General features: G+C 71.1%; 13 protein-coding genes. 3 read left to right on the top strand and 10 right to left on the bottom strand.

Annotation, left to right across the window (positions count from 1 at the left end; genetic code table 11):
- Positions 1-38: 38 nt before the first annotated feature.
- The gene (gene dnaB, locus BJ971_RS39320) at positions 39-1,478 is read right to left on the bottom strand and encodes a replicative DNA helicase (RefSeq protein WP_184998341.1); all 1,440 of its coding nucleotides are present in this window, start codon (positions 1,476-1,478) and stop codon (positions 39-41) included.
- 571 nt (positions 1,479-2,049) lie between these two features.
- Here dnaB and BJ971_RS39315 point away from each other — a divergent pair.
- Complete coding sequence (locus BJ971_RS39315; protein ID WP_184998340.1) at positions 2,050-6,381, top strand: hypothetical protein; 4,332 nt, start codon at positions 2,050-2,052, stop codon at positions 6,379-6,381.
- A gap of 69 nt (positions 6,382-6,450) precedes the next feature.
- On the opposite strand, the gene rplI is transcribed toward BJ971_RS39315, so the two are convergent.
- The 5 genes from rplI to BJ971_RS39290 all read right to left on the bottom strand — a co-directional run bounded on the left by rplI (position 6,451) and on the right by BJ971_RS39290 (position 9,371).
- Complete coding sequence (gene rplI / locus BJ971_RS39310) at positions 6,451-6,900, bottom strand: 50S ribosomal protein L9 (protein ID WP_184998339.1); 450 nt, start codon at positions 6,898-6,900, stop codon at positions 6,451-6,453.
- Positions 6,901-6,914: 14 nt separating this feature from the next.
- Positions 6,915-7,154, bottom strand: a complete 240-nt coding sequence (rpsR, locus tag BJ971_RS39305) for a 30S ribosomal protein S18 (protein WP_007073789.1) — start codon at positions 7,152-7,154, stop codon at positions 6,915-6,917.
- Between the two features lie 35 nt (positions 7,155-7,189).
- The gene (locus BJ971_RS39300; RefSeq protein WP_184998338.1) at positions 7,190-7,753 is read right to left on the bottom strand and encodes a single-stranded DNA-binding protein; all 564 of its coding nucleotides are present in this window, start codon (positions 7,751-7,753) and stop codon (positions 7,190-7,192) included.
- A 68-nt stretch (positions 7,754-7,821) separates the two neighbouring features.
- Positions 7,822-8,112 carry a 30S ribosomal protein S6 gene (gene rpsF, locus BJ971_RS39295; protein WP_023563150.1) on the bottom strand — a complete coding sequence of 97 codons (291 nt, stop codon included), beginning with the start codon at positions 8,110-8,112 and terminating at the stop codon, positions 7,822-7,824.
- Positions 8,113-8,399: 287 nt separating this feature from the next.
- The gene (locus BJ971_RS39290) at positions 8,400-9,371 is read right to left on the bottom strand and encodes a hypothetical protein (protein WP_184998337.1); all 972 of its coding nucleotides are present in this window, start codon (positions 9,369-9,371) and stop codon (positions 8,400-8,402) included.
- A 149-nt stretch (positions 9,372-9,520) separates the two neighbouring features.
- Here BJ971_RS39290 and BJ971_RS39285 point away from each other — a divergent pair, with 149 nt between their 5' ends.
- Both BJ971_RS39285 and BJ971_RS39280 read left to right on the top strand, forming a co-directional pair.
- The gene (locus BJ971_RS39285; protein ID WP_184998336.1) at positions 9,521-10,297 is read left to right on the top strand and encodes a deoxyribonuclease IV; all 777 of its coding nucleotides are present in this window, start codon (positions 9,521-9,523) and stop codon (positions 10,295-10,297) included.
- 810 nt (positions 10,298-11,107) lie between these two features.
- On the top strand, positions 11,108-13,318 hold the full coding sequence (locus BJ971_RS39280; protein WP_184998335.1) for an NADH-quinone oxidoreductase subunit E: 2,211 nt from the start codon (positions 11,108-11,110) through the stop codon (positions 13,316-13,318).
- Between the two features lie 173 nt (positions 13,319-13,491).
- On the opposite strand, the gene BJ971_RS39275 is transcribed toward BJ971_RS39280, so the two are convergent.
- The 4 genes from BJ971_RS39275 to BJ971_RS39260 all read right to left on the bottom strand — a co-directional run bounded on the left by BJ971_RS39275 (position 13,492) and on the right by BJ971_RS39260 (position 18,953).
- The gene (locus BJ971_RS39275; RefSeq protein ID WP_239087867.1) at positions 13,492-13,989 is read right to left on the bottom strand and encodes a hypothetical protein; all 498 of its coding nucleotides are present in this window, start codon (positions 13,987-13,989) and stop codon (positions 13,492-13,494) included.
- Positions 13,986-14,417 (bottom strand): MarR family winged helix-turn-helix transcriptional regulator, encoded by a 432-nt coding sequence (locus tag BJ971_RS39270; protein ID WP_184998334.1) that lies wholly within the window; start codon positions 14,415-14,417, stop codon positions 13,986-13,988. Before BJ971_RS39270 ends, BJ971_RS39275 begins: the two co-directional genes overlap by 4 nt.
- Before the next feature lie 72 nt (positions 14,418-14,489).
- On the bottom strand, positions 14,490-16,025 hold the full coding sequence (locus BJ971_RS39265) for a glycosyltransferase family 87 protein (RefSeq protein ID WP_184998333.1): 1,536 nt from the start codon (positions 16,023-16,025) through the stop codon (positions 14,490-14,492).
- A 129-nt stretch (positions 16,026-16,154) separates the two neighbouring features.
- Positions 16,155-18,953, bottom strand: a complete 2,799-nt coding sequence (locus tag BJ971_RS39260; protein ID WP_184998332.1) for a transglycosylase domain-containing protein — start codon at positions 18,951-18,953, stop codon at positions 16,155-16,157.
- Positions 18,954-19,043: the final 90 nt, after the last annotated feature.

Below are 19,043 nucleotides of genomic sequence, written 5' to 3'. Positions count from 1 at the left end.
TCGCGTGCAACGCCGGGCCTGAGCCCGGCCGGACATCGCTAGACGATCGCCATGTCGACGAAGCGGGACAGGTGTAGCTGGGCCGCCACCGTCACCGTGTCCGTCGGGCCGTTTCGGTGCTTGGCCACGATGAAGTCCGCCTCGCCCGCCCGCGGTGACTCCTTGTCGTAGTAGTCGTCGCGGTGCAGCAGGATCACCACGTCGGCGTCCTGCTCGATCGAGCCGGACTCACGCAGGTCGGACAGCTGAGGGCGCTTGTCCGTGCGTTGTTCCGGGCCACGGTTCAGCTGGCTGACCGCGATCACCGGGCACTCGACCTCCTTGGCCAGCAGCTTCAGGCCTCGGGACAGCTCCGCGACCTCCTGCTGGCGGCTCTCCGTCTTTTTCGGCGAGGACATCAGCTGGAGGTAGTCGACCACGATCAGCTTCAGGTTGTGGCGTTGCTTGAGGCGGCGGGCCTTCGCCCGGATCTCCATCAGGTTCATGCTGGGGGTGTCGTCGACGAAGATCGGGGCCTCGCTGATCTCGCCCATCCGGCGGGCCAGCTTGGTCCAGTCGTCGTCGGAGAGCTGGCCCGAGCGCAGGACGTGCAGCGGGACGCGGGCCTCGGCCGACAGGAGCCGCATCACGATCTCGATCTTGCTCATTTCCAGGGAGAAGATGGCGCTGGCGCAGTTGGACCGGATGGCCGCGTTGCGGGCGAAGTCCATCGACGCCGTCGACTTGCCGAGGCCGGGTCGGCCGGCCACGATGATCAGCTGGCCGGCGTGCAGGCCGTTGAGCAGGCGGTCCAGGTCGGAGAAGCCCGTCGGGACGCCGGTCATCATGCCGTTGGTGGCGCCGACCGCCTCGATCTCGTCCAGCGTCGGCTGAAGCATGTCGGCCAGGACCGCGAAGTCCTCGCTGACCCGCCGCTCGGTCACGTCGTAGACGGCCTGCTGTGCCAGGTCGACGATGTCGTCGACGTCCATGCCGCCGTTGCCGCCCGTGCCGTAGCCGAGCTGGGTGATCCTGGTGCCCGCCTCGACGAGGCGGCGCAGCACGGCGCGCTCGGAGACGATGCGGGCGTAGTAGGCGGCGTTGGCCGCGGTCGGCACGCTCTCGATGAGGGTGTGCAGGTAGGGCACGCCGCCGATGCGTTGCAGGTCGCCCGAGTCGGAGAGCGCCGCCGCCACGGTGACGCCGTCGGCCGGCTCGCCTCGCCCGTAGAGCTCGAGGATCGTGTCGAAGACGGTGGCGTGGACCGGGCGATAGAAGTCGTGCGACTTGAGGATCTCGACGACATCGGCGATGGCGTCCTTGGAAAGCAGCATGCCGCCGAGCACGCTCTGCTCGGCCGCGATGTCCTGCGGTGGGGACTTGTCGAAGCCGCCGGTATGCGGCGGACCGCCTGCGCCGGGCGGGCGGCCACCTGGGGCCTTGTCCCCTGGCGATGACTGCGGCCGGGACTCCGGTCGTGCGTCGTCGGTGATCGACATGCCGACCTAACCCTTCATCGTCGTTCTGCCGTGATCGAACAGTCCGGGTACGACACTTTCGGGTGATCCCCGCCCTCGCTCGGGTGACCGGGACCACAAATTCGCAAAAAATTTCGGCACGTGCCCGGACGAGGACATGATCCGGCGCGGGTAACCATACGAAGCCGCACGTCACAGACCCAAGAGCGCCGGTGGACGAGCCTCGGGACAACCTGTGGACAAGTAGCCCAGGCCTGTGCGCGGCCCTGTGCACAGCCTGTGTACAACGCCTGGGGATGCCGCCGGACGCGCCTTGGCTACCTGCAGATTTGTCGTCCCCAGCGTGTGGAGAGATAAAAAGCTGGGCTCCGTGACCAAGCCGTCGCTCCAGGGCGTTGCAGATCGGTCGGATGCACGTCACGCTTTTCCCGTGGACCAACGGGATTGGGACTACGGCGCCCGCCTGCCGCGCGAAAGGAGCGCGCCGGGGTCCTGGACACCCACAGACCGCCCGGATGATCCCGATTCGTCCGAGATTGCGAGGCCTGGGGCCACCGTCTGGGGCACCGGATCGCCCGCCGACACTGGCAGCATGCAGCCGATTCCCGAGGCGGTCGCCTGGTCGTTGCGCGCGGACGCCTGGGCACAAAACCCCGAAACTTCGTCGGGTGAGCAGTCCGGAACGCTGAGTCGCTGGTCCGATGTCGCGGCGACCGGCCGGCCCGTTCTGCCCGCGGACGGCGTCGGCTGGCGCACGCAGACCTCCGAGTGGCGCGCCACTACGGAGAGTGCCCGCTGGCGGCAGACCACCGAGTGGCGTTCCGCGTCGGGCTCGCACGGCTGGCGTACGACGACCGAGGCATGGCAGGGCGACGACGCCGACAGCCTCCCGCCGCAGACCGAGGCGCCCACGCGGCTGCCGGCCATCTCCAGCACCGCCTGGCCGACCCCGCAGACCGACGACCAGACCTCCAACGGCACGCCGACCTGGCAGCCGGCGGACGCCACGCCGTCCTGGCAGCAGCCGCCCGCGGACGCCACCCCGTCCTGGCAGCAGCGGCCGGCCGACGCGGCGCCGTCCTGGCAGCAGCGGCCCGCGGATTCGTGGCAGAGCGGTCCGCCGAGCACGACCCCGCCGTGGGAGGCGCCGCGCACCGAGGACCGGCCGACCTGGCAGCAGTTCACCGATCCGACCACGACCTGGCAGCCCGCCGACGCACCGCGGCAGCGCGAGCCCGAGCGCCGCCCGTCCTGGGACAGCCGCCCGAGCTGGCAGCAGTTCACCGAGACCACCCGCCCCGGCCCCGAGGCGCCGGGGCAGAGCCGGCCGGCGGCGCCGGCCACGCCGTACCAGGGAAGCTGGTCGACGCCGATCGACGACGGCCGCCACCTCGTCCGCGAGGACGACCGCGCGGCGTGGCGCCGCGAGTCGGCCGCCGGCCAGGCGGGCCTGGGCGACGGCACGGCGCAGGGCGGGCGCCGTCGCGCGCCCGACGTCGGATCCCGGACCAGCGGGGGTACGGGCTGGAGCGGCCGGACGGAAGCCGACAACTGGGCGGGTCACACCGACACCGGCAGCATGCCCGCCTTCCAGGATCCGGGTTCGACCGAGCCGAGCTGGCGACGGAGCACCCCGGAGCCGCCGGCCACCGACGGCTGGCGCACGAGCACGACGACGAACAGCTGGCAGAGCAGCCCGCCGGCGACGAACGGCTGGCGCAGCGGCGACGAGGCACGCCCCGACCAGCGCACCGACAGCTGGCGCAGTTCCTCGCCCGCCGAGGGCTGGCGCAGCGGCGACGAGGCGCGGGCCGGCGAGGCACGCGCCGACGGCTGGCGTGACACCGGCTCGTGGCGACGCGATCCCGAGCCCGGTCCGCCGGTGGACCCGTGGGCGCAGAGCGCCGCGGAGACCGGCGTCATCCCGCTGCCCCTGCAACCTCGCGACCGCGATGCGGCCGGTTGGCAGAGCCGCTCCGACACCAGCAGCTGGCAGCGCGAGAGCGGCGCGAGCAACGGGGACCGGCCGGGCCGCGGTGACACGGGCTCCTGGCAGCGCGAACCCGAGGTCGGCGGCCGTCAGCGGCGGATCGACACCGGCTCCCGGCAGAACGGGCAGGAGAACGGCGGGCGCCTCCAGATCGGCGGACGGCCCGAGATCGAGAGCCGGCCGGCCGGCCGGACCGACACGGGCTCATGGCAGCGCGAGCCCGAACCAGGCGGACGGCCCAACGGCCGCACGGACACCGGCTCATGGCAGCGCGAGGCCGAACCCGGCGCCCGACGCGACACAGGCTCATGGCAGCGCGAGCCCGAACCAGGCGGACGGCCCAACGGCCGGACCGACACCGGCTCGTGGCAGCGCGAACCCGAACCAGGCGGACGGCCCAACGGCCGCACGGACACCGGCTCATGGCAACGCGAACCCGAACCAGGCGGACGACGCGACACAGGCTCATGGCAGCGCGAGCCCGAACCAGGCGGACGGCCCAACGGCCGGACCGACACCGGCTCGTGGCAGCGCGAACCCGAACCAGGCGGACGGCCCAACGGCCGCACGGACACCGGCTCATGGCAACGCGAACCCGAACCCGGCGGACGATCCGGTAGCCGCACGGACACCGGCTCGTGGCAACGCGAACCCGAACCCGGCGGACGATCCGGTAACCGCACGGACACCGGCTCATGGCAGCGCGAACCCGAACCCGGCGGACGGCCCAACGGCCGCACGGACACCGGCTCATGGCAGCGCGACGAGGAGACCCGGCCGATCAGCCGGTCCGGCGGCGGCTCGCGGCAGCGCGACGCCGACCCGCGGCCGCCGGACGGGTACCCCGGCCAGGAGCCCCGGCGCGGCGGCGAGCTGGAGCGTTGGCCCGGCGCGCAGCGCGGCGCGGAACCCCGCCGCGACCCCGAGGCGTTCCGCGGCCCGGAGCCCCGGCGTGGCGCCGCACCCCGGCGCGGCGCGGAACCGCGCGACGTCGAGGCGCCGCCGCAGCGCGGCGGGGAGGGCCGGCGTGGCGGGAGCATGCCGCGTGGCCCCGAACCGCGGCGCAGCGTCGAAGGGCAGCGCAGCGGTGGCATGCCGCGCGGCCTGGATGCCCAGCGCGGCCCCGGAGGGCCCCGCAGGCCGGAGTTCGACCGTGGTCCGGATACCCAGCGCGACTACGGCGGCCGGCGCGGCCAGCGCGACACCAGCTGGAAGGGTGAGCTGGAGTCCGGCCAGTGGCACCGCGACCCGGAGTCGGACGTCTGGCTGCGGGACAGCGACACCGGCCAGTGGCATCGCGAAGAGCTCGAGGACGACGACGACGAGGACGACGACCGAGACCCTCGTCCCCGCGGAGGTGGCGGCGGGCGACGCGCTGCCATCGAGAGCAGCGAAGCGGTCGCACGACGCGACGAGTCTGCGCGGCGGCGCGGCGAGCAGTCCGCCGCGAACGGCGGCGGGCGTCGGAGCGCGGCGGAGCCGGGTCGTGCGCGACTCCAGTTGACGGCCGGCGGCGAGCCGCCGCTCGATCCCGAGGTCTGGCGGCTCGACGGCGACGGGCCGACCCGGCCGGTCTCCCGCCAGCGTGAAGCGAACATGCCGATCTCGGCCCAGCCGTCGACCTGGGAGTCCGAGGCGGACGAGCCCGTCTCGGCCCAGCCCGAGCCACGGTCGCGCGACGCGGTCAGGCCCGTTTCGGCGCTGCCGGACGACCGGCGCGGCGACACCGCCCGATCCGCGCCCGCCCGGCCGCCGGCCCGCCGGGAGCTCGACGACCGCCCCGCGGCCGCACGATCGGCCGGCCGACAGCGCGACGACCAGCCGACGGCCGCACGATCGGCCGGCTGGCAGCGCGAGGACGATCGGCCTGAAGCGGCGCGGCCGGACGACCGGTGGAGTGACGATGACCGGCCGATCTCGGCGCAACCGGGCGGGTGGCGGCAGGACGCCGACGCGCCCGCATCGGCGCCGCCCGCGCCGGCGACTCAGTCGCCGACCCGGCCGGTCTCGGCCAAGCCCGGTGCCTGGCGCGCCGAGGCGCAGGCCGAGGCCCGTTCCGCCGACTGGCGCAGCCAGCTCCGCGCCGAACAGGGCGAACCGCCGCTGCCCGCCAACGGTATCGACCCGTTCGGGCAGCAGACCGAGCCCGCAGACTGGCGCAGCCAGCTCCGCGCCGAACAGGGCGAACCGCCGCTGCCCGCCAACGGTATCGACCCGTTCGGGCAACGGACCGAGCCCGCACCCTGGCAGCAGGCCGGGCGCGAGGACACGTCGACCGGCTCGGCGTCCTATCGCGAGGGCAACACCGGTGACTGGCGGCGCGAGCTCCAGTCCGGCGGCGATCTGGCCGACGGCGAGTCGCGGCGGATCAGCACATCCGGCTTCGTGCCGTTCAAGGGCGGCGTCGCGGCGTCGGTCAAGGTGCCCGCCGCCAACTCGGCGTCCGAGGGCGCCACGGAGATCATTCAACGCACCGGGGCTCGCTGGCAGGATCCGCCGGACACGACCTGGCCGCCGCGCGGCGTGGTCTCTCCGGCCGCCGGCACCTACGAGCGACGCCCGGTCAGCACGCTGCTGTCGCCCGCGGCGCGGCAGAACGATCTTCTCGAGCCCGACGAGGACGTGGAGGAGGACACCGGCGGTCCGCTCGCCGCGGTGGGTTACACCGCCGCCTGGTACGGCGTGCCGGTCGTGCTCGTGGTCCTCTACATGCTGGTGCTCAACCGCGGTCAGCAGGCACACGCCCTGGATACCCTGCTCGACGGCGCACCGCTGTTCGGGCTGTCGCTGGTGCTGAGCATGCTCGTCGCGGTGGGTCTGCGGCGGGCAAGCGGCTCGTGGAAGGCCGCCAGCGTCGGTCTCGCGGCGGCCGTGATGGGCGGCGGCCTTGCCACCGTCCTTAACTCGGCCATCACCGGTCAGTCGCTCAGCTGACGAGCAAATCCCCCGACAAACGAAGAAGCGCGCCGGCCCTGGGGGCCGGCGCGCTTCTCGTGAGCCGTGTTACTTGGAGCCGACGACGTTCACCGGGAACGTCGCGGTCACCTCGGGGTGCAGCTTGACCTGGACCTTGTAAGCGCCCGTGGTCTTGATGTGGCCCGGCAGCTCGAGGCGGCGCCGGTCCAGGGACGGACCGCCCGCGGACTTCACCGCGTCGACGATCTCGGCCGGGGTGATCGACCCGAACAGGCGGCCGCCGTTGCCGGAACGCGCCGTCAGGGTGACCTTGAGGCCCTCGAGCTGGCCCTTGACCTCGTTGGCCTGGCCCAGGTCGCGGATCTCGCGGGCGTTGCGGGCCCGCTTGATGACCGTGACCTGCTTCTCGGCGCCCTTGGTCCACGGAATCGCGAAGCCCTGCGGAAGCAGGTAGTTGCGGCCGTAGCCGTTCTTGACCTCGACGATGTCGCCGGGGGTGCCGAGGCCCGACACCTCCTGAGTGAGGATGATCTTCATTTCGGTGCCTCCCCTCAGCGCGCCGTGGCCGTGTACGGCAGGAGCGCCATCTCACGGGCGTTCTTGACCGCGCGGGCGATCTGCCGCTGCTGCTGGGAGGTCACGCCGGTGACCCGCCGAGCGCGGATCTTGCCGCGGTCCGAGATGAACTTCCGCAGCAGCGCGGTGTCCTTGTAGTCGATGTAGGTGATCCCGTCCTTGTCGAGCGGGTTCACCTTCTTCTTCGGCTTGCGAAGTGCCGCAGCCTTAGCCATAGCTCTTACTCCTGAAATCAAGAAGCCCGTCGGGCTCAGAAAGGTGGCTCGTCGTCGAACGAGGAGTTGTTGCCGGCGCCGCCCGAACGGGCACCGCCAGTGGAGGCCGGGGCCGCCGTCGCCCAGGGGTCGTCGAAGTTGTTGCCGCCTCCGCCGCCGCTGTTGTTGCTGGGCTGCCGGTTGCCACCACCGCCGCCGGAGGCGCCGAAGCCGCCCCCACCGCCTCCTCCGGACCGGGACATCTTCTGCACCTTCGCCGTGGCGTAGCGCAGGGATGGGCCGATCTCGTCGACCTCGAGCTCATAGACGGTGCGCTTCTCGCCCTCGCGGGTCTCGTAAGACCGCTGGCGCAGCCGACCCTGCACGATCACCCGAGCGCCACGCTGCAGCGACTCGGCGACGTGCTCGGCGGCGTCACGCCAGACGTTGCACGCAAGGAAGAGTGGCTCGCCGTCTTTCCATTCGCCCGACTGCCGGTCCATCGTCCGCGGCGTCGAAGCGATGCGGAACTTGGCGACCGCCGCCCCCGAAGGGGTGAAGCGAAGCTCAGGGTCGTCGGTCAAATTGCCGACGACCGTGATGGTGGTTTCTCCTGCCATGATCTTCTCCTCGCCGCTTCATGCGTTTCTGTAAGGAGGCTCCCAGAGCCCCCTGACAAAAACGACTGTCAGCGGGTCTCCGGCCGGATGACCTTGGTACGCAGGATCGACTCGTTGAGCCGGAGCTGACGGTCCAGCTCAGCCACGGCCTCCGGCGTCGCCTGCAGATCGACGACGGCGTAGATGCCCTCGGCCTTCTTGTTGATCTCGAAGGAGAGCCGGCGACGACCCCACACATCGAGCTTCTCGACCGAACCACCCGCGGTGCGGATCACGTTCAGGTACGTGTCGAGCGACGGGGCTACGGTGCGCTCCTCGAGACTGGGGTCGAGGATCACCATGAGTTCGTAATGACGCAAGACGTTCTCACCTCCTGTGGGCTTAGCGGCCACGGTCTCTCCGTGGCAGGAGGTCTTGTGTCGCTCGCAGCAGAAGACCGTGGGCGTCGCCCACGGTCGGCACACTGCGAACCGAGCCAGCATACCCGCGCGCGAGGGGACGCCAAAAAGGGCCCCATCCGTGAACGAGGCCCTTCGAGGTGGAAGCCGCGGGGCGTCCGGTCCGCTTTCGCTGGGTGGGACCTGGGGAGGAACGACCACACCGATGAGGTTGGAACGGGCGCCCCGCGGAGCATCTGTCGAGAAGTCTACGCGACAGATGCCCGAGATGCACGTTGCGACACAATTGCCCGGATTGCGCCTGCGGCGACCCCCGCCACACACACCGTCGCGATGACGGCGAGCAGCCCGATCTGCCGCGACGGCCACATCGGCCGCACCGTCGCGACCGGCTCCGCCGCTACGGCGTACGCCGGCGGCAGGTCCAGGGCCTGCCCGCTCTGATACTCCGGCGAGGCCGAATCGAGCGCCGGTACGCCGCGGGAAGTCGCCTCCTCGCCCCCGGGCGGCATACCCGAAGACGTCGGTGCGGCGACCGCTCCCGCCGTACCGTTGCGGTCGGCTTTGTCCTTGGTTTTCGCGGCAGCGGCATCCTGCGGCGCAGCCTGCGCGGCGCCGTCGGCCCGGGAGGCGCTGTGCCGGTCCTCGGCCGGCCGGTCGGCGCGGGTGGTCGACTGGCGCTGCGGCCGCGAGGCGGACGTGACCGAATCGGGCAAGGACGAGTTGCCGTCCGCGGCCGCGGGCGTGCCGGTGCGCGACGGCGCGGACGGTGACTCGGAGGTCTCCGAGCCGATCGGCGCCGGGATCGGATCGGGCTTGGCCGCCTGCGACGGCGACGCCGTGACCAGTACGGGCGTGGCCTGATCGTTCAGCGCGCAGTCCGGATCGAGGGTGACCGCGGTGGTACCGCGACGGAAGACGACCTCGGTCGCGCCGTTCTCCGGCACCGGGCCGCTGGGCGCGCCGTTGAGCAGCAACTTCGCGCCGTGACCGGTTCGGTTCACCACACGCACCGTGCCTTCCGCCGGCACGATCATGGACTCGACGGACGGCGTGGACTGGCAGGAGATGCCGAGCACCCCTCCGCCCCCGAAGACCACCTGCCAGCCGCCACCTTCGACCTGGTCGGCGTTAGCCGTTCCGGTCGTCAGCAGCGCGGCGCCGAGCAGAAGCCCACCCAGAGCCACCGCCGTAACACGGTGTCGGACTTGCCGAGACATGCACCATCTCCCTGCTCGGACCGATTTAGACCGGTTCGTAGGTATGTGTGATCTCCTCGATTAACGACGCGCCGACAAGCCCGGTGACGCGTATAGGTGTGGACCACGACGCCGGGTAACCGTCGTACCGACGTCGTAGGCTCGGACCCATGCGCATCGGAGCCCATGTCGATCCCGCCGAACCCCTCGCCGAGGCCGCCGCTCGCGGAGCCGACGTTGTCCAGTTCTTCCTGGCCGATCCACAGGACTGGAAGACGCCGGCGGCCCGCGCGGACGCGGACGCGCTCAAGGCGTCCGACGTGGACATTTACATCCACGCGCCATACGTGATCAATGTGGCCACGCTCAACAACCGGATCCGCATCCCCAGCCGCAAGCTGCTGCTCGCCCACGCCCGCGCGGCGGCCGAGGTTGGTGCGAAGGGGTTGATCGTGCACGGCGGTCACGTCAACGCCGGTGACGACATGGCAGTCGGATTCGACAATTGGCGCAAAACCTTTGCCTACCTGGAGAAGGAAGGTGGGCTGCCGCTGCCGGTTCTGATCGAGAACACTGCGGGCGGTAACCACGCGATGGCCCGCCGCTTCGACAATCTGGCCCGGCTGTGGGACGCGGTCGGCGAGTTCGGGGCGGGATTCTGCCTGGACACCTGCCATGCGCACGCCGGCGGCGAAGAGCTTCTCGACATCGTGGACAGGGTCAAGTCCATCACCGGCCGCGTCGACCTGATCCACGCGAACGACTCGAAGGACGGCTTCGATTCCGGTCGGGACCGACACGACAACCTCGGCAGTGGCAAGATCGACCCGGACTTGGTAGTAGCGGCGATCCGCGCCGCGGGCGCCCCGGCGATCGTCGAGACGCCGGGCGGAGCGGACGGCCAGGCCGCCGACATCGCTCTCTTGCGCGAGAGGGCGGGTAGCTAGCCAGCCTCACGAGGGAGCAGCATGACGACCGAGCGGCCGCAGGCCGGCGCCGATCCCGCCGCGCCCGGAAACGCCGCGCCCGGAAACGCCGCGCCTGATCCCTCCGCACCCGGAAACGCCGCGCCCGGTCCCACTGCACCTGATCCCACCACGCCCGGTCCCACCGCGCCCGGTCCCACCGCGCCCGGTCCCACCGCGCCCGGGGACGCGACTGGAGACGCGACTGGAGACGCGACCGGCGAGCCAGCTCTCGCCGTCGAACCCACGGAGTCTGCGCCGCCTAGCAAGTCCGCACCGCCCACCGGGACTGCGCCGCCGACCGGAACAGCACCATCCATTGAGTCAGGGTCGCCTGCCGCAGCCACACCACCCACCAAACCGGCGACACCCGCCGCGGCCACACCGCCCATCGGAACCTCGCCGCTCGGCGAGCCTGAACCGCCCGCTGGAGCGCCGGCCGCTGGAGCGCCGGCCGCTGGAGCGCCGGTGGCTGGGGCGTCCGAGGGTGGCGCCCCGGTGCCGAAGCGGGTCCGGCGATGGGCAGGCCTTCGAAGGGGATTCGGCGCCAAGACCGAATCTGCGGCTGCCAGCGTTCTGCGGCCTGCGGTTCCGCCACCCGCGGACCCGGCTGCACCGGCACGGCTGTCCACCTTGGCGGGTGCCGCGCAGGCCGATCTCGAATTTCCCGCAAACGGCTCGACGCCGGCCCCGGCCCCGGCCACAGACGCCAGGCCCGGAGCCCAGCCCGGCCCGGCGACCGGCGCCGGCGCGACGGCCGCTACAGAGTCGGCCCTCAAGACCGCCGCCGGAATGACAGCGGGCCACGAGACCAAGCCCGGAAAACCCACGACCAGCGAGACCAAGGCCGGCAGCACAGCAACCGGGGAGTCCAAGGTCCGCGTGACCAAGGCTGGGGAGACCACGGTCGGCGAGGCCGCAGTCGGCGAGGTCAGGGCTGACGAGACCGCGACCGAGGCGACGAAGGCCGGCGAGACCAAGGTCGGCAAGCCCGCGCCCGAGGCCAGGTCTGCCGAGGTCCCCGGACAGGGCGCCGTCCCGGGCGATGCCCCAGGCGAGGCTAAAGCGACCGGCGCGACCCCGGACGCGGAGACCGCGACCGGCGGGAAGGACGACGCCGAGCCCAAGCCTGGTGACAAGTCCAAGGCCGGAACACAAGACGCCACCGGGAGCGCGACCGGTACCCGCCGGCGCAAGCCGAAGCTGCCGTCGCTGCGTCCGCCGGGCGCCCCGCCGGACCCCTGGACCGCGTTCGCGCAGACCTCCGAGCGAGGGCCGGGCCGGATCCGCCGCGCCGCCCGTGCCGTCGGCCGCGGCCTGACCCACGAATACGCGCTGGTCATCTACGGTTCGCTGCTGCTCGCCGTGCTCGTAACCTGGCCGGCCCTGCGCTACCCCCTGCACACCTTCCCGCACGACATCTGGGATCCCTCCCGGCAGGCATGGCAGGTCTCCTGGGCGGGCCACATCCTGATCACCGAACCGGCCCGGCTCTGGCAGGCGAACGCCTATTTCCCCGAGCCGTACAGCTTCGCGTTCGGTGATCATCTGCTCGGCTACGCGCCCGCCGGCATGCTCGGCGAGGGACCGCTCGCGGCCGTCCTGCGCTACAACATCCTCTTCGTGCTCGCACACGCCCTGCTCACCATCGGCGGCTACGCCCTGATCCGGCAACTCGGCGCCGGACGCACGGGGGCGATCGTCGGCGCCGCCGCGTTCGCCTACGCGCCGTGGCGGCTGGCCCAGGAGGGGCACCTCGACATCATCTCGGCGGGCGGCATCCCGCTGGCCCTGGCGATGCTCGCCCGCGGGCACGGCTGGTCCATGCGGTACGGCTTCCGTCCGGATCGGCGGCACGTGGGCTGGGCCGCGGCGGGCTGGCTCGTCGCGATCTGGCAGCTCGGTCTCGGCTTCTCGCTCGGCCTGCCGTTCGCGTACGTGCTCGCCCTCATCTTCGTGATCGTCGCGGCCGCGGTTCTGGTCCGTCGCCTGCGCCGCCGGTCGCCGCGGCCGGTGCTGGGCTGGCGGCTGCTGGTCACCGACGGGCTGGGCATGCTGATCTTCGTCGGCGTGGGCGCCATCATCGCGCTGCCCTACCTGCGGGTGCCGGACTACGGTCCCGCGGCGACGGAGATCCGGTTCTTCTCGCCGCCCCTCCGCAGCCTGCTGATCGGCCCGGCCGAATCACGGATCTGGGGAGCCCCGCACGCCGTGGCCCGGGAGTCGCTCGGCTGGCCGCCCGAGATGACGCTGCTGCCGGGGTTCGTCCTCTATGCGCTCGCGCTTGTCGGCCTGGTCTTCTCCATCTGGCGCATCTGGCAGCGGCTGCTCCTGCTCACCGCCGTCGTGGTCGGCGTGATCTTCACGCTGGGTTCCACGTTCTTCGAGGGCCGCTGGACCTATCTGCCGCTCTTCGGTCACCTACCCGCTTCGTTCGGCGTGCGGATCCCCGGCCGGTTGATGTTCTGGGTGACACTGCTGCTGGCGATTCTGGCCGCCGGGGCCGTCGCCGAGTTCGTCCGGCGGGCCGAGCACTTGGCCGCGCACCGGATGCCGCCGTGGCCGGGGCCGTGGCTGCGCCTGGCGACCTTCGTTCCGCTGCTGCTCGTGCTGGTCGAGTCCTGGAGCGCGGTCGCGCACCCGGTCGTGCCGGAACAGCCACCGGCGATGCGGACGATCACCGGGCCGATGCTGGTCCTGCCGACCGCGGCCCTGACCGACCAGACCGTCATGCTCTGGTCCAGCACCCGCTTCCAGCAGATCGCGAACGGCAGCGGCGGCTTCGCCCCGCAGCGCCAGTCCGAGCTGCGCCGCTCGGTCGCGACGTTCCCGGACGCGGCCAGCGTCCAGTACCTCCGCACACAGCAGGTCACCACGGTGCTGCTGCTGCGCAAGCAGGTCGCCGGCACCCCATGGGAACGCGCGGGCGACGTTCCGGTGGACGCCCTCGGCATCCGCCGCGAAGACCTCGACAACGACACCGTGGTCTTCCGCCTGAACTGAGAGCGGGCGAGGCGGCCTGCCCGGGCTGTGGTCGTTGTGGGCTTGGTGGGTGGTGGCGGGCGAGCCTGCCCGGGCTGTGGTCGTCACCGAGAGCCCTCCGGCGTATGCCTAGCGGTCCTCTTGAACGCTGGTCGACCGGAACCGGTGGACAGGGTCGAAGAGTCGACCCTGTCTCAACTGGCGGCTTGCTGCCAGGGGAAGGGAGCGAGGTCCGGCTCGACCCAGCCGTGCCTGGCCAGATCGCTTGCCAGCGTCGAGGACCGGTAGAAGCGGGTGAGCAGCTTCTTGTCGAACAATGCGGGGTTCCGGTCGGCGAACGCGTTGAAGTCGACGGTGTCCGACCGCCCGGCGTGGTGGCCCACCACTTCGACCCAGGCCCGGCTGACGGTGGCGTTGTACTTCTGCGGAGCACCCGCATAGCGCGCGGTCCGCTGGATGCCGTCGCTGACCAGATCGACCGCCGCACTGGTCCCGTACCGTCGGACGGCCAGCCAGGTCAGCTGGATGTGCTGGCGGTGACCGAACCGCTCGGCGGTCGCCATCACCTCTCCCATCAGCTCGGCGAACGGCGAGGCGCCGGCGTGCAGCTTCCCCGCCGGAACGCTCAGCGCCTCGAGCCCGTGAAGATGCGCCCCCTGCCCAGCACCCGGACTGTGGTCATGCCCGGTCATGCCCCGTCCTTCACCAACGCGTCCAGAACGGCGTAGAAGCCGACGACCGCCCCGGCAGGCAACCCGGCCAGCGCGCGGTTCTCGATATCGGTAAGCGTCCGGACGATGACCGCGGCCGCCGCCCGCCCGGAGTCGGTGAGTTCGATGAGCACAGACCGCCGGTCTCCGGCACGCGTGCCGCGGGTGATGTGGCCACGCCGCTCCAGCCGGTCCAGCACGCTGGTCAGCGTCGTAGGCCGGGCACCGACCGCGGCACCCAGCTGGGACACCGTGCGGCCCTGCCCGTCGGCGAGGTTGGCCAGCGCATTGATCTCAGAGGCGGTCAGATCGAGGTCGACGAGCTCAGCAGCGATCAACTGCAAGGTGGCGTGGGTCGCGCGCTGGAGAGCCAGCAACGCCGACCCCACTGGCACGGATTCGGACTTCACGATTTCGGATATTACGATATCGGATTACATGCCCGCAAGGGCGCCGACCGGCACCAGGAAGGGCTACGGCGGTCAGCCCACCGGAGCAGGCGTCGACGGCGGAGGCGGCGGAGCGTGCTCCGGCAGGGACACCGGTTCGGAAGGCCGTGGCTCCAGCCAGAGCCGCTGCCGCAGCGACGACACCCAACCCGCATCCGGCGCCCCGTCGAACACCCCGCCATCCGGGTCGTCGGCATAGGTCCGCCGAACCGGGTCGAGCTCCGGCCGCCAGATCTCCCGGATCACCAAACCGCACAGGACCGCCACCGTGATCAGCCGCAGGCTCGAGGCGAGCACGAACGTCCCCTCCGGGATCACCGGCTTAGTGCCGGCGCCCAGCAACTCCGCATAGAACGCCGTGAAGTAGCCGATCTCCGCCACCGTCCAGGCGATGATCGCCCCCCAACGCGGACGGGCCAGCACGATCAGCGGCAACAGCCAGAGCACGTACTGCTGCGACCAGACCTTGCTGAAGATCAGGAATACCGCGACCACCAGGAACGCGACCTGGGCGAGCCGGGGACGGCGCGGCGCGAGCAGGCAGAGCACCCCGATCGCCGCGCAGGCCAGGATCGTCAGCCCGTACGTGAGGTTGTTGAGGACCGGGATGTGGTCGCTGAGCCATTGGAACGGGCCCTGATCGCCGACCGCCCCGGTGTTCCACTTCGTGTCCAGGTAGCGGCCGATGTACCAGAAGGTGCCCCAGTCGATCGCCCGTTCATCGTTGAGGTGGAAGAACCTGAGCCAGCTGTCCCGGTACATCAGGGCGATCGGCAGGTTGACCGCCACCACGGTCACGACCGCCGAGGCCGCCGTGAGCAGGGCCGGCGGCAGCCGCTTCGAGCGTAGGGCGAGCACCACCAGCGGCCCCAGGATGAACAGCGGCCAGAGCTTCGCCGCGCCGCCGAGGCCCAGCAGGATGCCGGCGAGCACGGGCCATCGTCTGGCCCAGGCGTAGAGGCCGAAGATAGCCAGGGCGATGGCGAGGAAGTCCCAGTTGACGGTCGCCGTGACGAGCAGGATCGGTGACAGCGCGAAGATCGCGGCGTCCCAGGGCCTGCGGCGGCGCAGGGCCAGGATCATCGCCACGGTGGCCACCGCGAGCACCGACAGGACCAGGGCGTTGGCGTTGTAGAACCACTTACCCTGGTTGATCTCCGGGTACTTCTGCCCGAGCGCGTGCACGGGCAGGCCCAGCGCGCCCATGAAGTAGCCCGTGACGACCGGGTACTCCACCGGATGGTCCTTGTACGGCACCTTGCCCTCGTTGAGCCCCTCGGCGTAGTAGAGGGCGAGCACGTCGGTGTAGCAGAACCGGGTGTACTGGATGTTCTTCTGCCAGTCGCCGTCCTGGCAGGGCGACTTCTGCACCCAGCTGAACGCCAGCATCAGGCAGGTCAGCGCGAGGATGATCCGCTGTGCGTTCCAGAACCGGCCGGGCCGGGCACCCGGGCGTACGGCATGGTCGCCGAGTGGCCCGCCGATCGCCTGCGACAGCCCTCGGACGAAGCCGTCCGATTCGGCGGGCAGGTCTTGCCGGTCGGTCTCCGGAGACGAAGGCGCGCTCATGCTTTGGCATCATGCCGCATCATCCGGGCGGACAGGCGCCGCCCTCCGGCACAGTCCGGCTACAAGGGCACGAAACGCCGACGGCGCCCGTCTCCGTGAGGAGAGGGGCGCCGTCGGTATGCCTACGGCTCAGTTGCCGTCGTCGGCGTCGTCCTGGCCGCCGCCGGTTCCGGTGTCGTTACCGGGGAACGTCGGGAAGCCCGGGAGGGTCGGCGTGTTGTTGCCGTTGTTCCCGTTCCCGTTGCCGGGGCCGCTGTTCCCGTTGTTGCCGTTGTTGCCGTCCTGGCACTGCTGCGGGAACACCAGGCAGGCCGGGTTGTCCGGCAGCTCGAGCTTGGGCGGCGGCGGGATGCCGTTGCCCTTCTTGCTCGAGTCGACGAACGCGGTCGAGTTCGGCAGGAAGGGCTTCACGTCGCCCTTGAGCTCCTTCGACGCCGAGTCCAGGAACATCTTCCAGATGTCGCCGGGGATCGAGCCGCCGTTCATGGGCTTGCCGCCGGGCTTGTAGATCGGCAGCAGGTCCATCTGCTTGGTCTTCTTGTTCACCTTCTCGCGGCCGACCCAGACCGCCGCCGCGAGTTCTCTGGTGCCGCCGACCATCCAGGCGTCGCCGTTGTCGCCGCTCTTGCCGCCCTTACCGGTGAACTCCCAGGTGCCGGTCTTGCCGATCGCCTTGCGGCCGTTGTCGAGGCTGATGCCGTTGATGCCGGGGATCTTCTGCATGACGTCCTGCACGGCCGCCGCGACGTCCGGGCTGAACGCCGTGATGCCCTTGAGCTTCTCGCCCTTGCCCTTGATCGCCGCGAACTTCCCGGTCTTCGCGTCGCGCTCGGCGACCGACCGGACGAAGTGCGCCTTGTGGTAGACGCCGTTGTTGGCGATCGTGGCGACGCCGCTGGCGTGGTCGAGCGCGGTGATCGCGTACTGGCCGAAGCCGACCTCGCGGCCGTAGCCCTTCTTCTTGAGGTCCGACTCGCTCAGCTTGTTGAGGTCGTAGCGGGCGGTGGTCTCCGGGTCGCCGATCAGCTGGATGCCGGCCTTGTGCGCGACCTCGATGACCTTCTCCGGGCCGAGCGCGTCGGCGAGCCAGTAGAAGGTGAAGTTGTAGGACTGCTCGACCGAGGTCTCGAGATCACACGCCTTCGGCGGGCACTTGAGGCTGCCGCCCTCGCGGCCGGAGTTGTTGATCTTTCCGCCGCCGTTGACCTTCTCCAGCGTGGAGTCCCAGATGGTGTCCATGCCGTAGCCCTCGCTGAGTGCCGCGAGCAGCGTGTAGATCTTGAACGTCGAGCCCGGCGGGCGGCCGCCACCGATGAAGGTCTTGCCGTCGTCGGTGTAGTTCGGTCCCGCGTAGTCCCAGCTCGCCGCGTCGGGGCCGCCGTAGTACGCCAGGACCCGGCCGGTGTCCGGGTCGATGGAGACCAGCGCCGACTTGTAGGTCTCGGCCATGCCGTTCAGCGGCGACTTCTCGCTGGCGCGGTTCGCCGCCTTCTCCGCCGCCTTCTGCACGTCGGGGTTGATCGTGGTCCTGATCTGCAGACCACCCTCGTTCAGCTTCGCGTCGGTGATGCCCATGTCGCGAAGCTCGCGCTTCACGTACTTGACGATCTTGGCGCTGGGCTTGTTGTTGGCGCAGGTGGTGGTGCACTTGTCGGGATTGAACTTGATCCATCCCAGCTTGCCGTCTTTCGCCTCCGCGGGGTACTCCGTCGGCGGGTTGATGCCCGCCGGGACCCCGGCCGCCGGCATGCCGGCGGGCAGCCCGAGCTCGGTCATGTTGCCGACGGTGTAGCGCCACCGGTCCTGGGCGTCCGGGAGGTTGTTGCCCGGGTCGTATCCCCGGTGCGTGGCGGTCGGCTCCGGCTGCTTGATGACCGAGGCCAGGATCGCGGCCTCGCCGGCGGTGATCGCGTTCGGCTTCCCGACCGGGGTCAGCGCCGAGCGGTTGTTCCCGAAGTACGCCTTGACCGCGGCCTCGACGCCGTAGGCGCCGCGGCCGAAGTACACGGAGTTGAGGTAGCGGCCGAGGATCTCGTCCTTGCTGTACTCGTCCTCCATCTTGCGGGCGATGACCGCCTCGCGGAGCTTACGGTTGTAGCTGATCTCCTTCAGCTTCGCGGCGTACCGCGCGTACTGCTGGGTGATCGTGGAGGCACCCTGGGTGTCGCCGCCGGTGAAGTTGTTCCACGCGGCGCGGGCGATGCCCTTCATGTCGATGCCGTTGTGGTCGTAGAAGCCCTTGTCCTCGGCCGAGACCACCGCGAGCTTGATCAGCGGGTTGATGCTGGCGTTCGGGACGATCGAGCGGTTGAACTGGCCGAGCGAGGCGAGCACCGTCTTGTTATCGCTGGCGAGCAGCTGGGTGGTCTGCGTCTCGGCGGCCGGCTCCTTGAAGTCGACGCTGTCGAAGAAGTAGGTGCCGCCGACCACGCCGGCGCCGGCCAGGATGACCAGCACGGCCGCGGCCGCGGTCAGGATGTTCATCCGGCGGCGGCGCTTGGAGGCCTTGTTGAGGATCTTGGCGGCGCTGCCCCGGTTGCCCTGCCCGGGCACACCCGGCCCGCCACCGACGGTCGGGGGTACCGGCCGCACCGCGGCGCGCGCGACCGCGCCGCTGCCGTATCCCGGGCCGTCGTCGACGGCGCCGACCGAGGCGCGGCCGCCGACCCGGGCGGAGCCGACGGTGCCGGCACCGACGGAGGCACGCCCCGCGCCGACGGAGGCACGCCCGGGTGCCGCGCCGACGGGTGCCGCGCCGCGCGACATGCCGCCGCCGACGCTCGCGCGACCACCGGCCGGACGCCGGTAGGCGTCGGGAGCCGCGCGTTCGTCGTAGCCGGACTGGCCGTCGTCAGGCGTGGAAGCAGCGGACGGCCCGGGCACTCGGGCCCGGGCACGCGCAGACTGCGGATCGCCGTACGAGTTCATTCGGTCACACCTGCCGGTCGCGGTGGCTCGCCAGAGAAGCCCTGGAGGGGCCTCGGAGGCGGTGCCACGGGCGGACGATTGTGGGCTGCA

It is taken from the genome of Amorphoplanes digitatis (genome assembly GCF_014205335.1).
GTDB classification, from domain to species: domain Bacteria; phylum Actinomycetota; class Actinomycetes; order Mycobacteriales; family Micromonosporaceae; genus Actinoplanes; species Actinoplanes digitatus.
This window is presented reverse-complemented; position numbering and strand designations above follow the sequence as displayed.

What these genes read in the sequence shown, in the direction of transcription:
- dnaB (WP_184998341.1), bottom strand. Translation starts at nt 1,478, where the DNA reads ATGTCGATCACCGACGACGCACGACCGGAGTCCCGGCCGCAGTCATCG.
- BJ971_RS39315 (WP_184998340.1), top strand. Translation starts at nt 2,050, where the DNA reads ATGCAGCCGATTCCCGAGGCGGTCGCCTGGTCGTTGCGCGCGGACGCC.
- rplI (WP_184998339.1), bottom strand. Translation starts at nt 6,900, where the DNA reads ATGAAGATCATCCTCACTCAGGAGGTGTCGGGCCTCGGCACCCCCGGC.
- rpsR (WP_007073789.1), bottom strand. Translation starts at nt 7,154, where the DNA reads ATGGCTAAGGCTGCGGCACTTCGCAAGCCGAAGAAGAAGGTGAACCCG.
- BJ971_RS39300 (WP_184998338.1), bottom strand. Translation starts at nt 7,753, where the DNA reads ATGGCAGGAGAAACCACCATCACGGTCGTCGGCAATTTGACCGACGAC.
- BJ971_RS39290 (WP_184998337.1), bottom strand. Translation starts at nt 9,371, where the DNA reads ATGTCTCGGCAAGTCCGACACCGTGTTACGGCGGTGGCTCTGGGTGGG.
- BJ971_RS39285 (WP_184998336.1), top strand. Translation starts at nt 9,521, where the DNA reads ATGCGCATCGGAGCCCATGTCGATCCCGCCGAACCCCTCGCCGAGGCC.
- BJ971_RS39280 (WP_184998335.1), top strand. Translation starts at nt 11,108, where the DNA reads ATGACAGCGGGCCACGAGACCAAGCCCGGAAAACCCACGACCAGCGAG.
- BJ971_RS39275 (WP_239087867.1), bottom strand. Translation starts at nt 13,989, where the DNA reads ATGACCGGGCATGACCACAGTCCGGGTGCTGGGCAGGGGGCGCATCTT.
- BJ971_RS39265 (WP_184998333.1), bottom strand. Translation starts at nt 16,025, where the DNA reads ATGAGCGCGCCTTCGTCTCCGGAGACCGACCGGCAAGACCTGCCCGCC.
- BJ971_RS39260 (WP_184998332.1), bottom strand. Translation starts at nt 18,953, where the DNA reads ATGAACTCGTACGGCGATCCGCAGTCTGCGCGTGCCCGGGCCCGAGTG.